This window comes from Pantoea dispersa (assembly GCF_035783935.1).
Lineage (GTDB): Bacteria > Pseudomonadota > Gammaproteobacteria > Enterobacterales > Enterobacteriaceae > Pantoea > Pantoea dispersa_C.
The window spans coordinates 1-21,806 of sequence record NZ_JALKOV010000020.1; the positions used below are offsets into that span (position 1 = coordinate 1).

General features: G+C 49.3%; 14 protein-coding genes and 2 pseudogenes. 12 read left to right on the plus strand and 4 right to left on the minus strand.

The window, feature by feature from the left end; translation table 11 throughout:
* The 9 genes from MXF20_RS22870 to MXF20_RS22910 all read left to right on the plus strand — a co-directional run.
* A partial coding sequence (locus MXF20_RS22870; RefSeq protein ID WP_325971599.1) for an Ig-like domain-containing protein occupies positions 1–1,595 on the plus strand: 1,595 nt, incomplete at its 5' end.
* A 52-nt stretch (positions 1,596–1,647) separates the two neighbouring features.
* Positions 1,648–2,532 carry an OmpA family protein gene (locus MXF20_RS22875; protein WP_325971600.1) on the plus strand — a complete coding sequence of 295 codons (885 nt, stop codon included), beginning with the start codon at positions 1,648–1,650 and terminating at the stop codon, positions 2,530–2,532.
* A 298-nt stretch (positions 2,533–2,830) separates the two neighbouring features.
* Positions 2,831–3,949 (plus strand): Ig-like domain-containing protein, encoded by a 1,119-nt coding sequence (locus MXF20_RS22880; protein WP_325971601.1) that lies wholly within the window; start codon positions 2,831–2,833, stop codon positions 3,947–3,949.
* A gap of 48 nt (positions 3,950–3,997) precedes the next feature.
* The gene (locus tag MXF20_RS22885) at positions 3,998–4,528 is read left to right on the plus strand and encodes a hypothetical protein (RefSeq protein ID WP_325971602.1); all 531 of its coding nucleotides are present in this window, start codon (positions 3,998–4,000) and stop codon (positions 4,526–4,528) included.
* 21 nt (positions 4,529–4,549) lie between these two features.
* Positions 4,550–5,413 carry a hypothetical protein gene (locus MXF20_RS22890; RefSeq protein WP_325971603.1) on the plus strand — a complete coding sequence of 288 codons (864 nt, stop codon included), beginning with the start codon at positions 4,550–4,552 and terminating at the stop codon, positions 5,411–5,413.
* Positions 5,414–5,563: 150 nt separating this feature from the next.
* Positions 5,564–7,936: a type I secretion system permease/ATPase gene (locus MXF20_RS22895; protein WP_325971604.1), complete on the plus strand. Its 2,373-nt coding sequence runs from the start codon at positions 5,564–5,566 to the stop codon at positions 7,934–7,936.
* A complete protein-coding gene (locus tag MXF20_RS22900; RefSeq protein WP_325971605.1) occupies positions 7,936–9,171 on the plus strand; it encodes an HlyD family type I secretion periplasmic adaptor subunit in 1,236 nt (411 codons plus the stop codon). The genes MXF20_RS22895 and MXF20_RS22900 overlap by 1 nt, the downstream gene beginning before the upstream one ends.
* 16 nt (positions 9,172–9,187) lie before the next feature.
* Complete coding sequence (locus tag MXF20_RS22905) at positions 9,188–11,023, plus strand: TolC family protein (protein ID WP_325971606.1); 1,836 nt, start codon at positions 9,188–9,190, stop codon at positions 11,021–11,023.
* Positions 11,024–11,101: 78 nt separating this feature from the next.
* Entirely contained in the window at positions 11,102–11,782 is a 681-nt protein-coding gene (locus tag MXF20_RS22910; RefSeq protein ID WP_325971607.1) for a response regulator transcription factor, read from the plus strand.
* 96 nt (positions 11,783–11,878) lie between these two features.
* On the opposite strand, the pseudogene MXF20_RS22915 reads toward MXF20_RS22910, so the two are convergent.
* Positions 11,879–13,098: pseudogene (locus MXF20_RS22915) on the minus strand (ISNCY family transposase); the annotation flags it as partial.
* Between the two features lie 736 nt (positions 13,099–13,834).
* Between MXF20_RS22915 and MXF20_RS22920 the strand changes: the two are divergent.
* A complete protein-coding gene (locus MXF20_RS22920; protein WP_325971608.1) occupies positions 13,835–14,488 on the plus strand; it encodes an ESPR-type extended signal peptide-containing protein in 654 nt (217 codons plus the stop codon).
* Here MXF20_RS22920 and MXF20_RS22925 read toward each other — a convergent pair.
* A pseudogene (locus MXF20_RS22925) lies at positions 14,421–14,705 on the minus strand (HlyD family efflux transporter periplasmic adaptor subunit); the annotation flags it as partial. The gene MXF20_RS22920 and the pseudogene MXF20_RS22925 overlap by 68 nt on opposite strands.
* A gap of 197 nt (positions 14,706–14,902) precedes the next feature.
* On the opposite strand from MXF20_RS22925, the gene MXF20_RS22930 reads away from it, so the two are divergent.
* A complete protein-coding gene (locus tag MXF20_RS22930; RefSeq protein WP_325971612.1) occupies positions 14,903–15,505 on the plus strand; it encodes a response regulator transcription factor in 603 nt (200 codons plus the stop codon).
* A gap of 18 nt (positions 15,506–15,523) precedes the next feature.
* On the opposite strand, the gene MXF20_RS22935 is transcribed toward MXF20_RS22930, so the two are convergent.
* Together MXF20_RS22935 and MXF20_RS22940 are read right to left on the minus strand one after the other, a co-directional pair.
* The gene (locus MXF20_RS22935) at positions 15,524–19,135 is read right to left on the minus strand and encodes a transporter substrate-binding domain-containing protein (RefSeq protein WP_325971609.1); all 3,612 of its coding nucleotides are present in this window, start codon (positions 19,133–19,135) and stop codon (positions 15,524–15,526) included.
* 14 nt (positions 19,136–19,149) lie between these two features.
* The gene (locus MXF20_RS22940; protein ID WP_325971610.1) at positions 19,150–19,779 is read right to left on the minus strand and encodes a response regulator transcription factor; all 630 of its coding nucleotides are present in this window, start codon (positions 19,777–19,779) and stop codon (positions 19,150–19,152) included.
* A 367-nt stretch (positions 19,780–20,146) separates the two neighbouring features.
* On the opposite strand from MXF20_RS22940, the gene MXF20_RS22945 reads away from it, so the two are divergent.
* A partial coding sequence (locus MXF20_RS22945; RefSeq protein WP_325971611.1) for an Ig-like domain-containing protein occupies positions 20,147–21,806 on the plus strand: 1,660 nt, incomplete at its 3' end.

The following is a 21,806-nucleotide window of genomic DNA, read 5'->3' on the forward strand; positions in this document are numbered from 1 at the left end:
TGGACAACGTGCAGGGGGGCGTGGTTGGTGCGATTGCCAGTGGCGGCGTGACCAACGACAACAGGCCGACACTGAGCGGTACGGCCGAAGCTAACGCACTGGTGTTCCTGCGTGACGGTACTAGTACGATTTACAGCTTCTACGCAAATGGCAGTGGAAACTGGTCGTTCGAATTGCCAGCAGGGCTGCCAGATGGCAACCACAGCTTCAGCGTTGTGGCTCAGGATGCAGCGGGGAATTTGTCAAGCCAGTCAGGTAGTTGGAATGTCTCGGTAGATACTGTTGCGCCTGGTGCACCGCTGATTTCCAATTTGGTTGATAACGTTACGGGTGGAATTGTTGGCGATATTGCGAACGGTGGTACAACCAACGACAACAAACCAACGCTGAGTGGTACGTCTGAACCGAATGCAATAATAACTATCCGTGTTGATAATGTGGTGTGGGGAAGTGTACGTGCTAATGGAAATGGTAAATGGCAACTGGAGCTCAATACAGAGATTCCAGATGGTAGCCATGAGATCAGAGCGTTTGCGGAAGATGCTGCAGGGAATGTGTCTGTGCAGTCAAATCCCTGGACAGTCATTATAGATACCAAACCTTTCACTGGTACAGGATATGAAGACTTTAATAATGATAATGGAGCAGTAACGGGCTCTGGTGCGACAAAAACACTTACGTTCAATTCAGGCCTCGTAGTGCAGGGTAAGACTCTTAATACCGATGTGCCCGATGTGTCACAACCAGGCCATGATATGATAGCGGGTGTAGCTGTTAGAGATGATACTCAAGCAAAAGAATTGTGGGTGTCATGTGCCATTGCAGACATTGATATACCGGATGCGAAATATATTTCATTCCTGTATTCGTTTAACAACTATGCAGGCGCCCCTGAGAATTACTCGTTTAAAGTGTACGACACTAACGGCAATGTTCTTGACACACGAACCTTCCCAACCGGGTATGCTAATTGGACAACTTATAGTTACCAGGCCCCTGATGGTGTCTTAATTGGGAAAGTTGAAATAAGTTCACCCTATACATATTCGTATATTGACAATGTTACATGGGGTGATGGTCCTAGTGGCAGGTCTATGTCGGATATTCAAAGTGATGACTCGAATATGTTTGACGATAGTCACGTTGCTGCGATTAATTCTGCGGATGAAAATCAGCATGATGGTCATCAGAATGAAGCCACTGTTGAGCAACAAGGCAGTACACTGAAAATTGTGGCTGCTGAACCGGTTATCAACTTTGACAATATTGTGGATGAGGATATGAACATCCAGACCGTGGATATGACGAACAGTCAGACCAATGTTCTGAACATTACTCTCGGCGATGTGTTGGCACACGGTGAAGAAGGCGCATTTACTGCTGACGACACCAGGCAACTGATGATTAAAGGCGACAAAGGTGATGTGGTGAATTTGTCCGACCTACTGCCAGATGGTACTGACCCGGGCAACTGGGCTAAAGCCGAAGGTACCGTAACCGTAGGTGGTGTGCAGTTCGAGGTTTATCAGCATACCGGTGCCGAGACCGAACTGCTGGTTCAACTGGGTGTACAGACCAACCTGAACAACCATTAATCATTACATACAATCAAAACCGGAGGTCCGCAAGGACCTCCGTGGAGGAGTCATGAATCAAGTAAATAGTTTGCTGATTGCGATGATGGTGGCAGGGAATCTGTTTTCCTTCTCAGCACAAGCAGCAGTTGAACCTAATGTTTACGGTGCAGCCTACCAACCTGTAGCCAGTGTGGTACCTAGCCAAGCTCAGGTCATTTATTATCGCACCAACGAGGTTACTGGCCCAGATGCGGCGCACGTATATGTGGATGGAGAGTATCAGTCGGCGTTGCTGACAGGAATGTATACTACATTCTGTGTACCTTCAGGTGAGCATTCACTGGGTGCTTTCCTTAAGGATGCACCATATTACAAAGGCAAAGAGATGCAGCCCTATCGCGATAACTTTGTTGGCGGCAAAACCTACTTTGTTAAGGTTGACGGTAACAGTTCAGGGATGCCGATTGTGGTAAGTACGCAGCAAGCCAGTAGCGAACTGAAAGGATTACGAGCTCAGATTCATACGTTAAACCGTGCCTCTGCAGTCGAACAGTGTCGATACACCGGCAGTGAAACTATGGATTATGCTTTGTCGAGTGATGTGCTGTTTAACTTCGGTAAATCAGGTCGTAATGACATTACCCAGCAGGGCAATCAAGCTATCAATGAGTTGATTGGTAAAATCAACAAAGATGGTGTGCAACTGAATCGCATTCAGGTTATTGGTCATACCGACCCAATTGGTAAACCTGCAACCAATATGCGGTTAGGCCAGCAGCGCGCCAATACCGTGCGCACACTGCTGATTCAGGGCGGCCTGCCTGCACATAACCTGAGTGCCAGCAGCAAAGGTAGCGAAGAACTGGTAGTGAATGACTGTTCCGGCACACGTGCTGAAAAGATCCAGTGTAATGCGCCCAACCGCCGAGTGGTTGTGCGCGTACAAACGCAGTAATTACTACATGTTGCCGGGGAAACTCACCGTCTCTCCTGACACAGGCAATATAAGCGTTACACCGTTAACCTAGTCGTAATAACTGCAGTTAATAAGCCAAAGACCAGTGGCGGTATCACTGGTCTTTTTTTATGTTTCCAGCTCGTTAAATCACGCTCTCTCTCAACCAAGACCCATCCTGTGGCCCCTTGTCAGACAATTCCTGTACAAATACCCTCCATTACTTACCTGAACTCCGGCCTGTAGCAGGTTACGAGGCGATTAAGGCACTTTATCGCCGTGCATGAGGAATCAATCGATGGATGACATCAACCTGGCGATAGTCAGTGGAAAACGCATTATCCAGGCGGAAAATCTACCGCGCAACACAGAGAAACCGGTAACCGTCAAAGCGGTTGATGGTGCTCGTTATGTACTGATTGAAGGTGAGAGCTTGACTGCACCCGAAATAGTCTGCGTTCAGAGGGTAGGCAATGACCTGCATTTGATGCTCCAGGGGAGAGATTCTGAAAAGCCAAACCTAATTATTGAGGATTACTATCCGCATCAAGGCGATCTGGTGGGGCTGAGTGAAGATGGTCAATGGCATGCATTTAGCGCCGTCAGTGCTGACCATGAACAAGATCCCCGAGAGTTACAGGATGGCGAGCAGTCAACGGTCGTGCTCGATAGCACTGTCTTGCCACCGCTGGATAATCTTGAAGTTGATAGCAACGCGCTAGCATTTGGCATGATAGCTCTGGGTGCTGCTGCTGCTGCTGCTGCTGTGGCTGCCCTAGCCGTATTAGTGCGCAGCAATGGTAATCACGACTCATTGCCACCACCGGCCGAAATTTCAGAGGAAACTAAGGAAAATCCGGAAACACAGCCAGAAGCTGATATCCCTAATCCGGAGCTGTCACAAGAAGAGAGTCGCAGTCTGCTGGAGAATCCCGCAACTATGATTGACAGCATTCAGGACGATATGGGTGAGCAGCATGGCACTCTGCTGTCTAACGATGTCACTGACGATAACACACCAACACTTAAAGGTAGCGGTCAGCAAGCCGGTTCAGTAATTGAGATTCAAGATAACGGTTCATTTCTTGGCACTGCTATCGCTGATAGCAAAGGCAACTGGTCTTTCACCCCGGAGTCTCCTTTACTTGATGGCACTCACGCATTTGTGGTGATTATCACCGAAGTAAGTGGTGTGGTCTCTGCACCTTCTGATCCCGCTATCATCATCATTGCCTCTGATAATGCAATGATTGAACCTCTAAGCCTTGGCGATCTGTTGCCGCTGGACACCGATCTCAGTGATTGGGCGCAGATCTCTGCCTATGACGACGCTGGCGTGGAACATCACAATATAGCTCCAGATGAAGATGCCAGCCGCATGCTGGATGAGCTGCTTAGCAACTATCTCTTGAACTGATTCCTTGAAGCAATTTAACCAGCGGCTAAAGAGTCGTTGTGAGGCGTTATGAAAACTTTCATCCAAAACATCGTGATCTCAACTGTGATTTTTAGCGCGATTTATAGCTCTATGCACGCGAAGGCAGCTCCTTATGCACAGGCCTTTGGCGAGCGCTGGCAATCAAAGGGAGCATTGGTTAATGACCAAGCGCAGATTATCTATTACCGAACTAAAGCATCTGATAGTCAGCAAGCGGCGTTGGTTACTGTTAACGGCAAGTTGCATGCCGCCTTGCTGCCAGGCATGTATACCCGAATCTGTGTCCAACCGGGCAGTTATATGCTAGGCAGTGAGATTGATTTCCCAGGAACTGAGGCAATTCCCCGCAATAGTTTTCAAGTAACGCTTAAGCCAGGAAAAATCTATTTTGTCCGTTTGAGCGCGCAGGGTGATGGCAAACCTGAGCCTGTGCGTAGGTTGGAGGCAGAACGCGAATTGGCTGCTCTGAGGCTACAGGAACATGTGTTATCGAGAGCCAATGTAGTAATTGAGTGCCGTTACCAAGTGCAGCCGATGGCTGAATACAATATTCGCTAACTATTTAACCTGCATACGTTCGTGCAGGATATTATTAAGAGAACAATCGTGTTGAACAAGCCTTGGATTATATCGAGTATACTCATTGCGAACCTGCTCACTACCTTATCGGCTTCGGCCATGTTACAGGCTCATAACACTTTCGGTGAAAAATATAAGCCGCTCCCCCCGGTAGTCAAAGAGTTGACGCAGGTGGTCTATTATCGAGCTAGTAATGGTGTTATGGCCGCAGGTCCGGCTAATGTCTACATTGACGGTCGTTATCACACCAGTTTATTACCTGGCGGATTTACCAGCTTTTGTATGCGTGCGGGGACGCATACACTCGGTGCCTTCGTTAATGACCCTCTGTATCGCGGTAAAAGTGAGGGCTTATATCAGGCCGAACTAAATGGCGGGCGCACCTACTTTTTACGAGTCGATGAACAACAGCAAATTGATGATTCCCCAAAAGCTGTTAATCGTCTGCAAGGTGAAAAGGAGATGATATCTAATCGCCGGCAGGTTCATGTGCACTCCCGTGCAACAACACTTGTCCCCTGTGTTTTAGATCATTCTGTGGCACAAAGCGAAAGTCAGTATTTGTTCAGTAGTCGAGATCTTTTTAAACAGGAGATCGGTCGTACCTTTCTGAGCACAGAAGGTCTCAGTTTACTGAATGAAACTGTCATTACGCTACGTCAGCAACATCCCATTTTGCATCTAGTTGTTATTCGTCTTATTACCGGAGAAGAGCCACTACCTGTGCTACGCGATAAAGCCAAAGCATTGCGTACGGCTCTAACGATTGCTGCGGTGCCGAATGAATTGATCTACATCCAGATTTCTGCGTGTCCTATGAATTGTTCTGACGGAAATCAGGATGTACAGATTTTAGCGAAGTAATATGGGTGTTTAAATCGGCTTGTCAAGCGACATATTACCTACCGGATTCAGGAAGCAAGACTCGGCTCGTATTGTCTGCACTTGCTAAAAGCGAGAATTTTCTCACCCGACCATTACGGGCCTGAATTAACGAATTAAGAGATGCGGTAAATGAACGCTATAAAATCTGATAACAAACAGCACGAGCAAGAGTTGCAATTACTTTCGCGTGTACAGACGCGGATAGATGATACGCTGCTCCAAAGTGTCGACTGGCTGTGCCGCTATTATGGACTTGGTCGCAGCTTTGATGCGTTAACAGCGGGCCTGCCAAAAGATGTTTTCCTAACGCCTTCACAGGCATTAAGTGCCCTTGAGAGCGCGGGTATGTCGCCAGGCTTGGTTGAACGCAGCTTGTGGGATGTTCCTCAGCAGGTGATGCCAGTCATTCTGGTCCGTAAAGAGTCTGGCGGCTGCATTCTGCTTGACCGTGTACGCAAGAAGAATACTGAAGATAAGATGACCTGGTTCTATCAAGTGGTGATGCCGGAAGTTGGAAGCAAACCGGTCGAAATAGAACATGCTGAGATTGCAGAGTGGTACAGTGGTTTTGCCATTTTCGCTAAGCCAGTGGCCAAAGTGGATCGTCGTGTCGAAGAGGGGCTACCAGAGAATCAGAAGCACTGGTTGTTCAGCACGCTGTGGCGTTATCGCCGCTACTATCGTAGCGCAGCACTGGCATCAGTATTGATTAACGTATTGGCGCTTGCGAGCATCTTTTTCACCATGAACGTCTACGACCGCGTCATTCCCAACCAAGCGTTTGTTACCTTATGGTCGCTAGCAATTGGTGTAACGGTAGCGATGCTGTTTGAAGCGGTTACGCGTTTTATCCGTGCACATCTTCTTGATACTGCAGGTAAAAAAGCTGACTTAATTGTCGGGAGTATTCTGTTCCGCCAAGCGATTGGCGTACGTATGGAGCACAAACCAGCCTCATCGGGAACTTTTGCCAATCAGTTGCGCGAGTTCGAATCACTGCGTGATTTTGTCTCTTCAGCAACATTAGCTGCGCTAGCTGACCTACCGTTCGTATTGTTGTTTGTGGGTGTGATCTTTGTGATTAGCGGTCCTCTCGGCTTCGTGCCGCTCTTGATGCTACCTCTGATCATCATCATTAGCGTCATTATTCAGTGGCCGCTGGCTAAAATCATGAAAGAGAATCTAAAAGATGCCGCTCTGAAGCAGGGAGTACTGATTGAATCCATTGAAGGGATGGAGACCCTGAAATCCACAGGTGGCGGCGTTCATATGCAGAGGCGCTGGCAGAAATTTAGTGCCTTACAGGCAAACAGTGGTTCTAAATCAAAACGTTACTCAACGTTAGCGACAACTTCGGTAACCTTCCTGCAGCAGTTCCAAACTGTAATGCTAATTCTTATCGGCGTTTATATGATTGACGCCGGTAACCTGACCATGGGGGGATTGATCGGTACTGTAATGCTGGCAGGGCGTGTTACAGGTCCATTAGGCCAGGTAATTGGTTTGGCTACGCGTTATCAGTCTTCAAAAGCGGCGCTGGGTTCGCTTAACAGGCTGATGGAAATGCCAACGGACCGTGATCGCGAGCAGGACTATATTGCTAACCCGGAACTCAAAGGCGATTTGACCCTGAAAGAGGTGGGGTTCTCATATCCGGCACCACCGATGCAGCCTAATCCGGAAATACTCAAAAACATCAATATTGAGATCAAAGCCGGTGAGCGTATCGCCATCTTGGGTGCGATTGGAAGCGGTAAATCAACATTACTACGCCTAATGGCACGTCTTTATCAGCCAACCAGTGGACAGCTGTTCACCGATGGTCTTGACGTTAACCAAATTGATCCCGCTGACTGGCACCGTCATATCGGTTTTGTTAGCCAGGAATCACGCCTGTTCTATGGCACATTGCGTGAAAATGTGATGCTCGGTATGCCCGATGCGGCACCGAATGAGTTTCTACGTGTACTGCGTCTGACTGGCCTAGATAAAATTGCAGCCCGCCATCCGCTAGGCATCAACTTAGCAGTCGGTGAGAATGGCAGTAGTTTGTCGGGTGGTCAGCGTCAACTGGTTGCTTTAGCTCGTACGCTGCTTAGTCGTCCGGAAGTGCTGTTGCTGGATGAACCAACCAGCGCTATGGATAGCCAGACCGAACAGCAATTCCTGAGTCATCTGTATGCTGCAACAAAAGGCCAGACGCTCGTGGTGGTGACCCACCGCCCATCATTGCTGGCGTTGGTTGATCGCATCATTGTGATTGATGCCGGTAAAATTGCCATTGATGGGCCGAAAGATGTGGTGTTGGCACGCTTGAGCGGGCAATCCGTTGCAGCAGAAAATAGCGGAAAAATGAGTTCAGCAACACCACAAAAGACTGACAATACAGTGACGCGACATGCTGTGAATCAACCGGTTGCAACTGCTAAAAAGCCTGCAGCTCCTATAGTTACCAGTACACCTGTGACGGTATCGGACAAAAATGTTGAGGTCTCTGCCTAATGTTCAGCCTTTTCAAACGTAAAACCAAGTTGTCGGCAGCAGACGCCGAATTCATGAATGATATTCAGTCTTCATTACTTACTCAGCGCACACCTGGCTCACACCTCGTGTTGTGGATAGTGCTGGCAGTGATGATTGGTGGCGTAACCTGGGCGCACTTTGCGCGGGTTGAAGAGATCACTAAAGGTGAAGCGAAAATAATATCTAAGAGCCGTGAACAGATAATTCAGAGTCTGGAAGGTGGCATACTGGCTGAGATGAATGTCCGCGAAGGTGAAGAAGTTGAACGTGGTCAAGTGCTGTTGAAGATCGACCCAACGCGAGCTCAGGCTAGCTACCGTGAAGCACTGAACAAAGTAGTGGGATTAAAGGCAACGATTGCGCGATTGCGTGCAGAAGCTTACGGTCAAAAATTAAGTTTTGATGATGAGCAGGTACTTAAAGATCAAAGCGTTATAGATCAAGAAACCAAAGCCTATCAGGCACGTAAACGCGCACTCGATGACTCGGTAAACGCATTACAGCACAGCTATGAACTGTCCATGCGTGAAATTCGCCTCGCGGAACCTCTAGCCGCACGCGGCTTACTCTCTGAAGTTGAGTTATTACGCATGCGTCGGCAGGCCAACGAAATTCAGGCGCAGATTGTTGAACGTCGAAACCGCTATCAGGCGGATGCCAACTCTGAATTGAACAAGTTGGAACTAGAGCTTTCACAGACCAGTGAAAATCTGATTGGCCGTGCCGATGTAATGGAAAGAACCACAATTACCGCGCCGGTAAGGGGCACAGTGAAGAACATTCGCTTTAACACCATTGGTGGCGTCATTCAGCCAGGTGAACACATACTTGAAATTGTTCCGCTTGAAGACCAGCTCTTGGTGGAAGCTAAAATTCGTCCTTCGGATGTGGCATTCCTCCATCCTGGCTTGCCGGCCACGGTAAAGGTCACTGCCTATGATTATGCTATTTATGGCGGTCTGAAAGGGCATGTTGAATTTATTAGTCCTGACACCCTAAAAGATGATGCTAAAGCAGCTGCAGGACGCCCGGATGATACCTACTATCGTGTGATGGTGCTGACTGAGACCAGCACCCTGAATGCCGGAGGAAAAGCATTGCCGATTATTCCTGGGATGGTGGCTTCCGTTGAAATTCGTACTGGCGAGAAAACTATCTTGGATTATCTGTTGAAGCCGGTGATGAAAGCACGTGAAGCCTTCCGTGAACGTTAATTGGGGCCTGAGTGAGATGAAGAAAATTAAAAATTCACATCGCTTACTGTCACTGCTGATAGGTTCGCTCATTGCGCTGCAAAGCGGCACCGCACATACTGCAACGAGTGAAGACGAAGAGTTACTGACGTTTGTTGATGTGTCGCAGCCAAAACCCACACCAAAAGTAGCTCAGTCAGCAAAAAACATTTCTGCGGATGAGATGGCGGAAATGCTGGCGGTACGCACTCAATCAAAATCGGCTAAGGTTGCTTCTTCATCCATGCTTCCATCAGTGGTGAACGGCTCCGTGACAGGCATATCTGTTCCGTCTAAAACTCAAATTTTTGTTTCGAAAGTGCAGGAGCCCTCACACGAGACCGCTAAAAATGGCGCGAAAAGCAATAGCACATTGAAAACGCCAGCATTTAGTCGTCAGGTTAACGCATCGGCGAGTGAACTACGGAGTGATTTTCTGGGTAGCACTACTAGGCGTGATGGTAAAGGAAGCAACTTGATGAGTGGTGATCTGCCGATATTCAAACCGGCAGAATCAGCATCGGTGGAAGTTATGCTGACGGAACCCACCAAGCCCATTTTAACTCCTGAGCCTCGTCTCTCCGTAGCCCGTGCACCGCAGACGGTAACGAACGCCAGCCCGAGTGAAAAAGAACTGCGCATCATTTTTTACAGTGCGGTGATGAGTGCTTTACAGCGAAGCCCACAAGTTCGCAGCACGCAGTTGCAAATCGAGGCTGCAAAAGAGGATGTAAGCAACGCGAAGGGTCAGCGCTGGCCACAGGTCGATGTGACATCGAATTCACGTCGTTATGAATTTGGAGGCGGTAACCGCAATGCTAATGACAGTAATATACCGGCACTTGGAATTAACGTGGCGACAAATCTAATTGATTTCGGTCAGACCAGTAATACCATTAAAAGCAAAGAGTTATCGGCTCAGGCCGCTGAATTTCAGAACACATCTCAGATAGAAGATTTAGCATGGCAAGTAAGCAACGGGCTGGTGGAATTGAGCAAGCAGCATTTGATTATTGAAATGAGTAAGCAATATGTTGCGCGCATGCAAGAGTTAGTCACTATGCTGACTGGCATTGTAGAAGTTGATCAGGGGCGCCGCAGTGAACTGACTCAGGCGAAAGGGCGCTTCCTGCAAGCACAGTCTGCGCTGGATAACGCAGTTTCTAAAGCGCGTGACACAGAAATTCAGCTCTATCGCCTGTTAGGTGAGACTCAGGTGCCATTACCACCGGCGGTGCAATGGCAATTGCAACCTTCACAGCTTGATACTTTGTTGGCTTCAATAGACAAGCATCCAACGCTACTCAAAGCGGAAGCGCAATCGCAGGCTGCTTTTGCTGAAGCCGATGCATTGAAATCTTCGTCATTACCAAAAGTTAATTGGGTTGTGAGTAAAGACACCGGTAAAGACTATTATGGTCGTGAACAAGCTTGGCAAACCGGTATCAACGTCAGCTGGGGCTTATTCCGGGGTGGATCAGCTAAAGCGGCTGAACAGGCAGCAGTGCAGCGAGCCAGTGCAATGCGAGAAGAAGCAGAAAATCAGCGTGATGACTTGCAACAACGTGTACGTGCAGCAGATCAGGATGCTCATTCGATGCTGCAGCGTGCAGATCTTTACCGCAGCCTGACGCGCGAATCGGATCGCATCCGCCTGGATTTCTTCGACCAATGGTATCACCTCGGGAAGCGTACCTTGCTAGATGTGTTAAGTGCTGAGTCGGATTATTACAACAACCGTGTTGGTGAGGTGACCAACCGCTTTGATGGTTATAGCGCTATTTTCCGTGGTTATGCCAGCGCTGGTCAATTGATGAACTGGTTAAAGAATTAGTCAGAAAAACCTTAATAGATAAATACACGCTGACCTAGTTGGGCAGTTTGATGATACGAGATTTAAATGAATTCTTTTATGTCTAAGATTCGTCTGGCTATACTCGACGATCATCCTATTATTTGTCGTTCATTCGATATTATATGTGCAAGTGAAGATGATTTAACCGTGGCGGGAAAGTTTGGCAATAGTCAGGAGTTATTAAAGTGGCTGCGTATTAATGAATGCGATGTGCTGATTCTCGATTATATTTTGCAAAATGATGAAATGGATGGGTTATCATTGATAAAATGTTTGATTGCACGCCATCCAAATTTGAAAATTTTGCTGTCTACATCAGTAGATAGTCTTGCTGTTATTCGTGCTGCCTATATGTTGGGTGTGAGAGGTTATATTGCTAAGCGAGAAGAAACCCCCGCCTACTTATCGGCAATTCGTTCGGTTGCAAATGGCCAGCGTTATATTCCGTCTCATATAGCTGGAGCGTTGAGCCAAGTTCCCGTGCGTAAGTTTGCCCAAAATTTAGCCAGCGATATGGGGGGGGGATTTAGTAAGGAGTCATTTTCAACTAAGTTATTAACCTCTCGTGAGGCGGAGGTGATAAATCACTTTTTAGAAGGGATGGGGATAGTTGACATTGCGGCAAAATTAAAACTCAGTCGCAAGACAATTAGTGGGCACAAGCAATCAGCGATGAGGAAATTAGGTATCGGCAGCGATTTGGAGTTATTTAAGTATCGAAATGATATATTTAAATAATTTTTCAACCCTTGACGGCCTTAGGGAGGTTTTCACACTTAATTATGATTATCGATGATTGGATGTACATTATGTATCCTGAAAGACTTGACATCCTAAGCTATCCACAGCCAGCGCGTGTCCCAGCCGCTTATTCTCAACGATGGCGCCCTGGTCGACTTCCGTCAGGCGGTCATAAGCAGAGCAGGGAAGTGCAGTACCATTTGCCCGCAGCTCAATTTTTCCATCCGGATAATGATAAATTTCGATATATTTCCCCATTACCTGACGACTTTTATCATTTTCTTCAAGCAGATAAAGCGTTTTATCATACTGGACTGTTAGCGATTTTGAGACGCGCCCTGGCTCGCGCCAGGTGAATATCAGATCCAGATTATCGTCTGCATCAAGTGCCCGGTGAACGTTGAAATCATGTCGCGGTTCTTTCGCAAAACGCCGGTTGTAGTCCGCCATGAACTCAGCGGCAAAGGCGTTGGCTGCTTCCGGCGTGCTGATTTTGCGCAGCCGCATCTCCTTGACCAGCCTGTCCTAAAGCGACAGATGTGCGCGTTCAACACGGCCCTTGGCAGAACAGGTATTAGCACAGATGCCGGTGATGTTCAGCTCGTTCATCGCGCGCCCGAACTGCGTCTGACCGTCACCGCCAGCCGCATTTTTGTTGTTAATACGAAAAATGCTGGCTTTGTCGCTTTAGAATGCCAGCGGCTTACCGTGCTGCTCCAGATAGCCGCGCGTGGCGTCAAAATAGGTGAACGTGGACTCAGATTTTACGAAGTGGAGCTGCATCAGGCGGCTGGTCGCGTCATCAACGTAGACCAGCAGCTTGCAGGCAGGACCGCGTTCCTCAAACCAGTGGTGATCGCAGCCGTCGATCTGTATCAGCTCGCCAACGCAGGCGCGACGATACCGCGGCTGCTGGATCCTCGGCGCACGCATTTTCCGGGGGATCCAGAGTCCGGCTCGAACCATCAGCTGACGCACGGTCTCTTTAGCCAGCACAACGTCATGGAGTTCGGCCAGCTTCTCGCAGGCGAGCGTCGGACCAAAGTCGGCGTAGTTATCGCGGATGATGCCCAGAGCATGTTCAGCAAGGCCAGGCACAAGCTGGCGATTACCGCGCAATCCACGGCGTCGGTTCGCCAGTGCCAGCGGCCCGGACTCGCGATAACGTGCAAGTAGACGCCGGCAGTGGCGATCCGTAGGCTAAGTCGTTGTGATGCAAGCGAAGTAGTGAGCCTGCCATCAATGACGTCCTACAGGATCTTGAGGCGGTTAACTTCATTGAACGTAAAGCACTCCGAACCGTAAGCCGTCATCAGTTGCGTCCTCAGCCGGGAAACCCTGGAAAAAGGACGATAAAGCGGACATCTCAATATAGCCAGAGGCGGACATCTGAATTTAGCCATTACACTTAGAGTTCGCTTAATGCTATTTATGTTAAATTATGTGCTGGCGTCAATTTGAATAATTTTCCAAAAACAACCTCAGCGGCACAGCAAGAATGCTCACTGATGATGCTACCGCATTAGCGATCGGGTCGGCGATTGGCGGCATGCCACGAGGGTTGGTAAAAAAACAATCTAGCACATCGTGCAATTTGATGGTCTCAACTACAATATGATTTGCGTCACCTGCAGCGTGGTTAAACGAGGCAGTTCTGTCTGCAGTTTGGGCGTCACCAAATTAGACACCACGCGTGATGCTCGGTGCTTCTAAGCAAATGGCTTTCGACGGGTGAGACCAGCTTCGGATCGGTAAAGAAGCACTAAAGCGCTCAGAGGTTCCATAATTGAGATTCATTCTTGCATCGCCATCATGAACTACATCTATCGCGCTTTCACATACCAACAGTGCCGCTTCGGCGAGAAATAACGTTATAGCGGGATCGTTCCGCGCATAGGACCATTAATATTATGCCGAAGGCCAGACCACTCCGGGAGCTGTTAACAGTAGTGTAGTATTCTCCTTGATGTATAAATAGATTACTAATTGCATCAATTTAGCTTTGCCTGTAGCAAATGCCAAACCTATTTGGTTTTACCGGCTATATAAATGCAATGTATAAGTCAATTTTTTCTAGATACTCACCCAAACAGCCTGTTGCAGTGCTATGTGGTGGCTTCGGAATTGGCCAAAGGCAAAACCAAATCACAGTCGACCGGACATGTCGCATTACCAAATCGCACACTGACTCTCTCCGTGGTTGCCGTGGCGATCGCGCTGGCATGTAGCCACAGCGTGATGGGTGCCACTACCATTATTGCGGATGGCATTACAGTGGTCGCGGATGGGAAGGATATTGTGGCGACAGGAAATCGTGCCACCGTGGGGCAAAATTCGATGGGCCTAAGCGCAGGAAATGGCGGAGATATCACCTTCACCAACGGCACGCTCACCACAATCGGTATCGGTGGTTTTGGTATGGCCTCCAATAACGCATCGCTGATTACCATTTCTGACAGCAATGTCAGAACAGCGGGTGCCAGAGCACACGGTATTTACAGTGCCAACGGAGCAAATGTGCTGGCAGATCGCATACATATTTTGACCACTGGTGGCACCGCCTTCGGCGTTCAGACCGATAATGGTTCGCTCACCTTGCACAATAGCACTATTAATACCACTGGTGCCACTGCCCACGGTAGTAGGTATCATCCGGTCGGCCGCTGGCGGCTTTGTTCTCATCTTTCAGGGTGTCCGGACTGATTAACTCCACCTTGCCCTTCAATCCACCGTAAATGCCGTAGTCGTAGGCGGTAATTTTGACTGTTGCAGGTAAACCTGGATGAAGGAAGGCCACATCCGAAGGACGGATTTTCGCCTCGACCAACAGCTGATCTTCGCTCGGGACAATTTCCAGAATGTGCTCACCTGGCTGAATTACCCCGCCCAGAGTGTTAACGCGAATATTTTTAACCGTGCCATTCGTGCCGCAGAAATCTGCAATAAACTACCCCACACCCCGATTTATGCCCTTACCGCCATGAGTAGTTTTGATGCGGCAGAAGACTGTAAAGATGCAGGCATTGATGCCTGTTTGACCAAACCTATCGCCACGGACGCGCTTCGTCAGATTTTGGCATGCTGTACACGTAACAAGGAGATCGCCTGTTGAATCGTGTGATTATTTACGACAGCCATCCTTTGATGGTTGAAGGGCTCTCACGGCCGATGACTGGCCATGGGTATCAAATTACCACCGCAACATCGGATGCAGAGATATTGCTGCATGCGACAATACTTGATAACGCACCACTGCTAGTAATGGACCCGTTGCGCCTTAGTGAAAATCAAATCCGCGCACTACAGGAAAACCGTAGGAACTGTTCAGCGTTTAAATTAATGGTATATGCCAGTACACAAGGGGTGTGGCATGTTATCATGCGGCTAAAACTCCATGCACAGGGCTACGTCTGCAAGTCACATGGTGAAGAACAGTTGATGTTTGCGCTGCGGGAAGTGTTAGCAGGTAAATCGGTATGCCTGCCGCAGAGTCAACCGGGGTCCTCTACAGAAGCTGACGAGGCTCTGCTAAGTTCGCTGACCAATCGTGAGCTGCAAATTTTAAGCGAAGTCGGCGCAGGCAAAACCAATAAGATGATTGCCGATGCTTTGGAGCTGAGTGCCAAAACTGTGAGTACTTACAAGCGCAGCATCATGCAGAAAATGCACACCGAAAAGCTGTGCGATGTAGTCAATTTCGCCCAGCGCAATGGTTTCTAAACCGGGCTTAATGCCCGGTCAGGCATCATCGTCAATGTCACTTAATACTGCAGCTTTCTGCAATTTTTCCTGATAGCGCACTAAGCGCCTCCTTAATGCCTCCAGCATCGGCTCTAATGTGGCTGTGGACACTGCATTATCGCGGCAGGCATTTTCCAGCTTAAGGCAGACATCGGCCAGCGCACCTTGCTGTGCGATGCGGACACTCCCGGCCATACGATGCACCAAATTTGCGATCTCATGACGCTGTGTCGCTAACGTGAGCGTGCTGAACTGATCTAAATCTTCGGCCAGCGTGGTGACCATAAGGTCATGCATGGCGATCTCCATTTCATGATCAATATCACTTAGTTTAGGTGCCTGCGGCTCCACCACCGCCCCCGACGTTTCTTGATGAACACCGATGTCTCGCAGTGCGGTAGCGAGGCTATTGATCGAACAGGGTTTAAACAAACAACTGTTCATTCCTGCCGCCAAGCAGCGTTCGATCACTTCATGCATCGCGTTAGCCGTAAAGCCCATGATCCATACCGGTTGACGGCCCAGATCTTCCTCCGATTCACGAATGATTTCGGTGAGCTGATAACCGTTAATGCCGGGCATATTGCAGTCGGTGATGATCACATCGTACTGGCCTTTTTGCCACAATTGCAGCGCTTCGTGACCGTCCCTGGCCAGATCGGCATGTTGCCTCAACCAGCTCAGCTGCTTGCCGAGTAATATGCGGTTGGCGGCATTGTCATCCACTACCAGCACCGAATGGGAGGGCAGTGAATTGCTGTCTTCAATGGCCTCTTCTACACTGAGGTCTTCAGTGGCAACCATAGGCAGCAACAGCGTAGCGCGAGCACAGGTACCAACTCCAGATTCACTACTGAGCGTTAGGGTGCCACCCATTTTTTCGCAAATCGTCCGGCTGATGTATAGACCCAGTCCTGTACCAGCCCGACGGTTATCGGCCTGGCTAAAGGGACGGAACAGTGCCGCCTGCTGCTTGGCATCAATGCCAATGCCGCTGTCTTGGACTTCAATCACCAGGCAGACCTGTCCCGAGGTATAATCTTTCTGCTGCGTCAGGGTCAGGGACACCTCGCCCTGATCGGTAAATTTAATAGCATTGCTCAGCAAATTAGATAACACCTGTTTGATGCGCAGCGGATCAGCCAGTACCTGCTCAATTTCGTCCTCAGGAAGATGTTTGGTCAGCGTGATGTTCTTATCGATCGCCAGTCCTTGGAAGACTTTCATCAGGTTATCGATTAACTTGCCTGGATGAATCGGCTCAGGGTGGTATTCGAGATGTCCACCTTCAATGCGCGAGATATCAAGGATGTCACCGATCAGTCCCACCAGACTTTCAGCCGACTCATAGGCCACTTCCAGCGCCAGTAAGTCTTGCTGTCCACTACGCCCTTTTTTCAGTGCCATATCCAACATGCCAATAATGGCATTCATCGGCGTACGAATTTCGTGACTCATGGTCGACAAAAATACCGATTTAGCCCGGCTGGAATCTTCGGCGCGCTCTTTCGCCTCGCGCAGTTCAGCGAACAAAGCTTCGCGCTCAGAGATATCCATCCAGCCTGCGATGACGCCAACAACCTTGCCCTCATTGTCGTTAAAAGGCTGGATCCATTGATAAACCGTCACACCAATCGAAGAGTCCGGATTGCCCCACAGGTCATATCGGCGATCCTCAACAATCGGCACCCCGGTCTTGATAACATTCATCAACTGATCGTGATAGAACTCCGCCTGTTCAGGCGTGCGCAGCCCCGGATGTTCAAGCATGGTTTTACCCAGCGCTTCGTCATATTGCACGCCGGTTTCTATCAGATAGCGCTCATTACAATAGGTCAAGCGCCCATCTTGATCACGTAATGAGACCGGAAAAGGCATGCTGGTGACCAACGCGCGCAGTTGAGCCAGCTGCACATTTAATTGACGGCGCAGCTCAGCTTTGCGGCGGATAATTTGACGTTGATAGAGAGCCCACCCCGCGATCAACAAAATCAGCAACACGGTAAAAACGATGCTAGTAATGACCACGGCCTGATAGCGCTGCCAGAAGCTGTCGTAGACCACCAAATCGCTGGGGCGCCAGCGGTTGGCCAGCTCTGCCATTTCTGCAGGTGGAATGCTTAGTAGGACCTTATCAATGATGGATCGTAATTCCGGCTCAGCGCGACCTACGCCAAACGACACCCATGCCGGGGAATTGCCGATAGCACTGACCATCTTTAGCTTGTTCTGAAAGTGGGTCTTGATTTGATAATCCACCATGACCAGAATCCCTATCCCCGCATCCGCACGATGATCGGCGACCATTTTCATCAAATCATTGGTGTTTTGCGCGTTAACTATCTCGATTTCAGGATAGCGGGCGTGAACCACGCCCTCCATACTGGTATTAGCGACTAACGCAAGCTTCTTACCGCGTAGATCGGGCAGCGAATGAATGTCGTGATTGTCTGATCGGGTGGCTAGCGCGAAGGTGCTGCGCAGATAAGGACGCGTAAACAGTACCTGCTGCTCACGCTGGGTACTGGGCGTTAACGATGCAAACATATCCACATCGGCGCTGTTGACACGTCTGAGCAGTTCTTGCGTGGTATCGACAGTCTCAAAGGTAAAGCGCAGACCGGTTTTTAAAGTAACCAGCGCAATAAGATCGCTGACCAGCCCGCGAATAGTGCCGCTGTTATCCACGATGGTCATTGGTGCCGCTTTGTCCGCATTGAACAGCACCATCTTTACGTCCGGATGGGCTACGATCCATTTATGTTCATCTTCAGTAAATGCAGGCATGTTAAGGAGTTGGTTAATACCCACCAGATCCGGTTGCCAGATATGCGCCAGCTCCCCCTTCTCTTCCGGGGACAAGTGACTTAATGCGTCGTTGACCAGCCGCTGAAGATCGACTGAGTGCTGCGCAAACGCAAAACTGATTTTTTTCTGAGGTAGCAGGCTTAACCGTATGATTCGAAGATTGTTGAGGTAATTTTGGCTCAATGAATAGCTGTTACCTAAATAAACCCGGGCGTGACCAAAGGAAACGGCGCTTAATGCATCCTGATAACTGTCATAAATTCGAAAATTTGCGTGGGGGTAGTATTGGCGTAACAAGCTGAGCGGCAGATAGGCTTTGGCTACGGCCACTTCAGTGCGGTCTAAATCTTGCGGTAAAGGCCCATTGTCGTTTTCTCTGATGCCAAGAACAGGCTGTTCTGTGGCATAGCTCTGGCTAAAAATTAGCCCCTCTCCAGCGGTTTGCTCGCTAAGGGAGGGCACCACGTCGACCTCTCCTCGCTGCAACGCATTCAACGTTTGCTGCAACGAGTCATATTGTACAATGCGTAGCGACAAGCCTAGTTGCCACGCAATTAGACCCGCAAATTCAGCGCTTAACCCTTCATACTCATCCCGAACATTGGTCATGCCATACGGTGGCGATTCTGTGGTAAAAACCCCCATTACCAGCTGCTTTTTTTCATGCAAAAAACGCGCATCCTGTTCAGACAACGTCAGCGGCGTAACGCCCTCCGTGGGTGCACGCATCAACAGGTTTAACGGTTTTCCCAGTGCAGGCAGTGCACAAAGAACAAGCAGCATGAGCAGAAAACGAAGCATACACGTCATATCGGTTACTGAAGTAAATTGTTGCGTCGTGCGAAATCAATCAGATCAACCAGAGATTGAGCATTCAGTTTCTGTTTTAAACGGTGTTTGTAGGTGCTAATGATCTTTTCGCTGAGCAACAGTTGCTCACCGATCTGCTTATTACCCATATCTTTGCCAATATTGATCAAGACACTTAGTTCGCGATCGGACAGTTGTTCCAGTAAGGCACTGTCATTAATGCCGTTATCAGTAAAATCTAGGCTGTGGTGCGAAGTCTGTGGAAAAAAGCTGTAACCGCGCATCACCATTTTGATGGCATCAAGCAGTTCACTCATATCATTCGATTTCGTCAGGAAACCATCAGCCCCAGCTTGTTTACAGCGTTGCACAAAATGGCTGCCTGACTGCGATGTCAGGACCAGAATCTTCAATGGCAAATTCAGAGCGCGCAAGCGCTCTAGCACCTGAAAACCATCAATTTTAGGTAGCCCAATATCCAGCAATACAAGATCCGGTAAGCAGTCTCGCGTTTTTTGAATGGCATCGACCCCATTATTTGTTTCAGCCACAACTTCCATATCATTGCGCTCTAGTAACATTTTTACCGCAAATCGGATAACCGGGTGGTCATCCACAATGATGACTTTTTTCATGGAAATGAAGTCCTGATGGCTACGCTAAACAGGTGTTCGCTGTGTTCCCAGGGCGCGCTACACTAGCCCGTTACCACAGAAGGGTCTGTAGGAAATTACTTATGATTAATGGTTCCGGATAACGTTGAACAGCAGATAGATATGCGTTTCGTTATAAAGACACCTTAGATAAAGGTATAACTTAACTAAAGTTTTTGCCAGTAAAAACCTTAAAAAGGTTTCCAATAAATCCTAAAGCTCGCGCAGGTTAATCGGGGGAACCAAGACCCAGCTTGGAGACCAGGCAATTTCTGACTGAGAAGATCGCTTAAAGCCATATAGGCACTGTTGCCTGGCTAGTAGATTTTATCCATCCAGGAATCAAGAAATGAGCAAAACAATCAGTATTCTCACTATTGAAGGCAAAAATATTACGCATACAGCGACTTTGTCAAACATGGCAAAGGGGGCTGCGGTTCACTTAAGAGCGATTCGCGGTGGGAAGTACCTGCTTGTTGCTGATGATAATCAACCCGCGCCTCAGCACATTAAGGTCAAGCGTGTCGGCAAAGATTTATTCATTTTCACTCAGGACGGCGATGAGACTCCAGAAGTGATCATCGATGGTTTCTACGATGCGCAGGGCGAGCTTGCAGGCATGTCCGCTGATGGTAGCTATCACACGTATGTCGATAGCGGCAGCGATCGTGATGCCTTCCTGATGCTAGATGACGGCAGCAGTGATACGCTGATGCTTGGCTCTCAGTCCACGTCTGACCTCAGCGGACTGACTGCAGCAAACGGCGATAATGGCAACACCGCTCTTGCTTTTGGTATTGCTGGCGGCGCACTGGCTGCGATTGGTGCCTTATTAGCAGCCGCTGGTGGCGGTGGCGGTGGCGGTGGTAGTAAAGATGACAGCGGCGCTCAGCAGCAAAGCGGCAATGCCGGCGCGATCGCGGCCCCTGCCCCGGCGGTTCCTTACGACAACACAGCGATTGATGACCGTACCAGCGCAAACGCCCCTATCACCGCTGGCAGCTTAACCAATGACAATCAGCCGCTGCTGTCAGGCAAAGGCACGCCAGGTAGCACCGTGCGTGTTTATGATAATGGACAATTGATTGGCAGTGCGCAGGTTGGCAACGATGGCCAGTGGCAGTTCAAGCCATCCAATCCACTGAGTGATGCGCATCATGACATCAGTTTTAGCGAAGTTAACCCGGACGGCATTGAAAGTGCGCAGAGTGAGCCGATCCGTTTAGATATAGATACTCAGCCTCCGGCAATTCCAGTGGGTGTGACAATTGTCGATGGTAACGGTCAGGATCTGTCCGCTGGCGGTACCAGTGATGCCAACCCGTTGCATGTTGGCGGCACAGGCCAGCCTGGCGATACGGCGCTGATTTACGATGGCGACAAAATTATCGGCTCTGCAGTAGTGAGTGCGGATGGTCAGTGGTCTGCTGATATCTCCCTGCCGGGCGATGGCGATCACAGCCTGAGCGTCGGCTTAACTGATCCCGCTGGCAACGTGGGTGCCACCACGGCACCCATCATCGTTGATTACGACATTACCCCTCCTCCTGTTCCGGCCGATGTAGTGATTGCGGATGGTAAAGGATCTGACCTTTCATCTGGCGGCGCTACCAATACTAACCCTCTGCACTTGGGCGGCACCGGCGACCCTGGCGATACCGCGCTGATTTACGACGGCACTACCCTGATTGGTAGCACCATTGTTGACGCTGGTGGTAACTGGTCAGCGGATATTACCCTGCCGTCTGAAGGCGAGCATGCGATTGGCGTGGGCATGAAAGATCCTGCTGGCAATGAAAGTGGTATCTCGACACCTGTCATTATTGATTTTGATACTACCCCGCCTGATGCACCGGATGCGGGCCATTTGACCGACGGCCACGGCACCGACCTGAGCGCGGGCGGCCTGACCAGCGACGGCAGCCTGGAGATGTCCGGCGCCGGCGGCACCGCGGGCGACATCGTCAAGCTGTACGACGGCACCACCCTGATCGGCTCCACCGTGGTCG

Excerpts from the sequence above, each read along its gene's own strand:
- MXF20_RS22910 (WP_325971607.1), top strand. The coding sequence starts at position 11,102 with ATGTCTAAGATTCGTCTGGCTATACTCGACGATCATCCTATTATTTGT.
- MXF20_RS22880 (WP_325971601.1), top strand. The coding sequence starts at position 2,831 with ATGGATGACATCAACCTGGCGATAGTCAGTGGAAAACGCATTATCCAG.
- MXF20_RS22900 (WP_325971605.1), top strand. The coding sequence starts at position 7,936 with ATGTTCAGCCTTTTCAAACGTAAAACCAAGTTGTCGGCAGCAGACGCC.
- MXF20_RS22895 (WP_325971604.1), top strand. The coding sequence starts at position 5,564 with ATGAACGCTATAAAATCTGATAACAAACAGCACGAGCAAGAGTTGCAA.
- MXF20_RS22935 (WP_325971609.1), bottom strand. The coding sequence starts at position 19,135 with ATGCTTCGTTTTCTGCTCATGCTGCTTGTTCTTTGTGCACTGCCTGCA.
- MXF20_RS22885 (WP_325971602.1), top strand. The coding sequence starts at position 3,998 with ATGAAAACTTTCATCCAAAACATCGTGATCTCAACTGTGATTTTTAGC.
- MXF20_RS22920 (WP_325971608.1), top strand. The coding sequence starts at position 13,835 with ATGCAATGTATAAGTCAATTTTTTCTAGATACTCACCCAAACAGCCTG.
- MXF20_RS22940 (WP_325971610.1), bottom strand. The coding sequence starts at position 19,779 with ATGAAAAAAGTCATCATTGTGGATGACCACCCGGTTATCCGATTTGCG.
- MXF20_RS22905 (WP_325971606.1), top strand. The coding sequence starts at position 9,188 with ATGAAGAAAATTAAAAATTCACATCGCTTACTGTCACTGCTGATAGGT.
- MXF20_RS22875 (WP_325971600.1), top strand. The coding sequence starts at position 1,648 with ATGAATCAAGTAAATAGTTTGCTGATTGCGATGATGGTGGCAGGGAAT.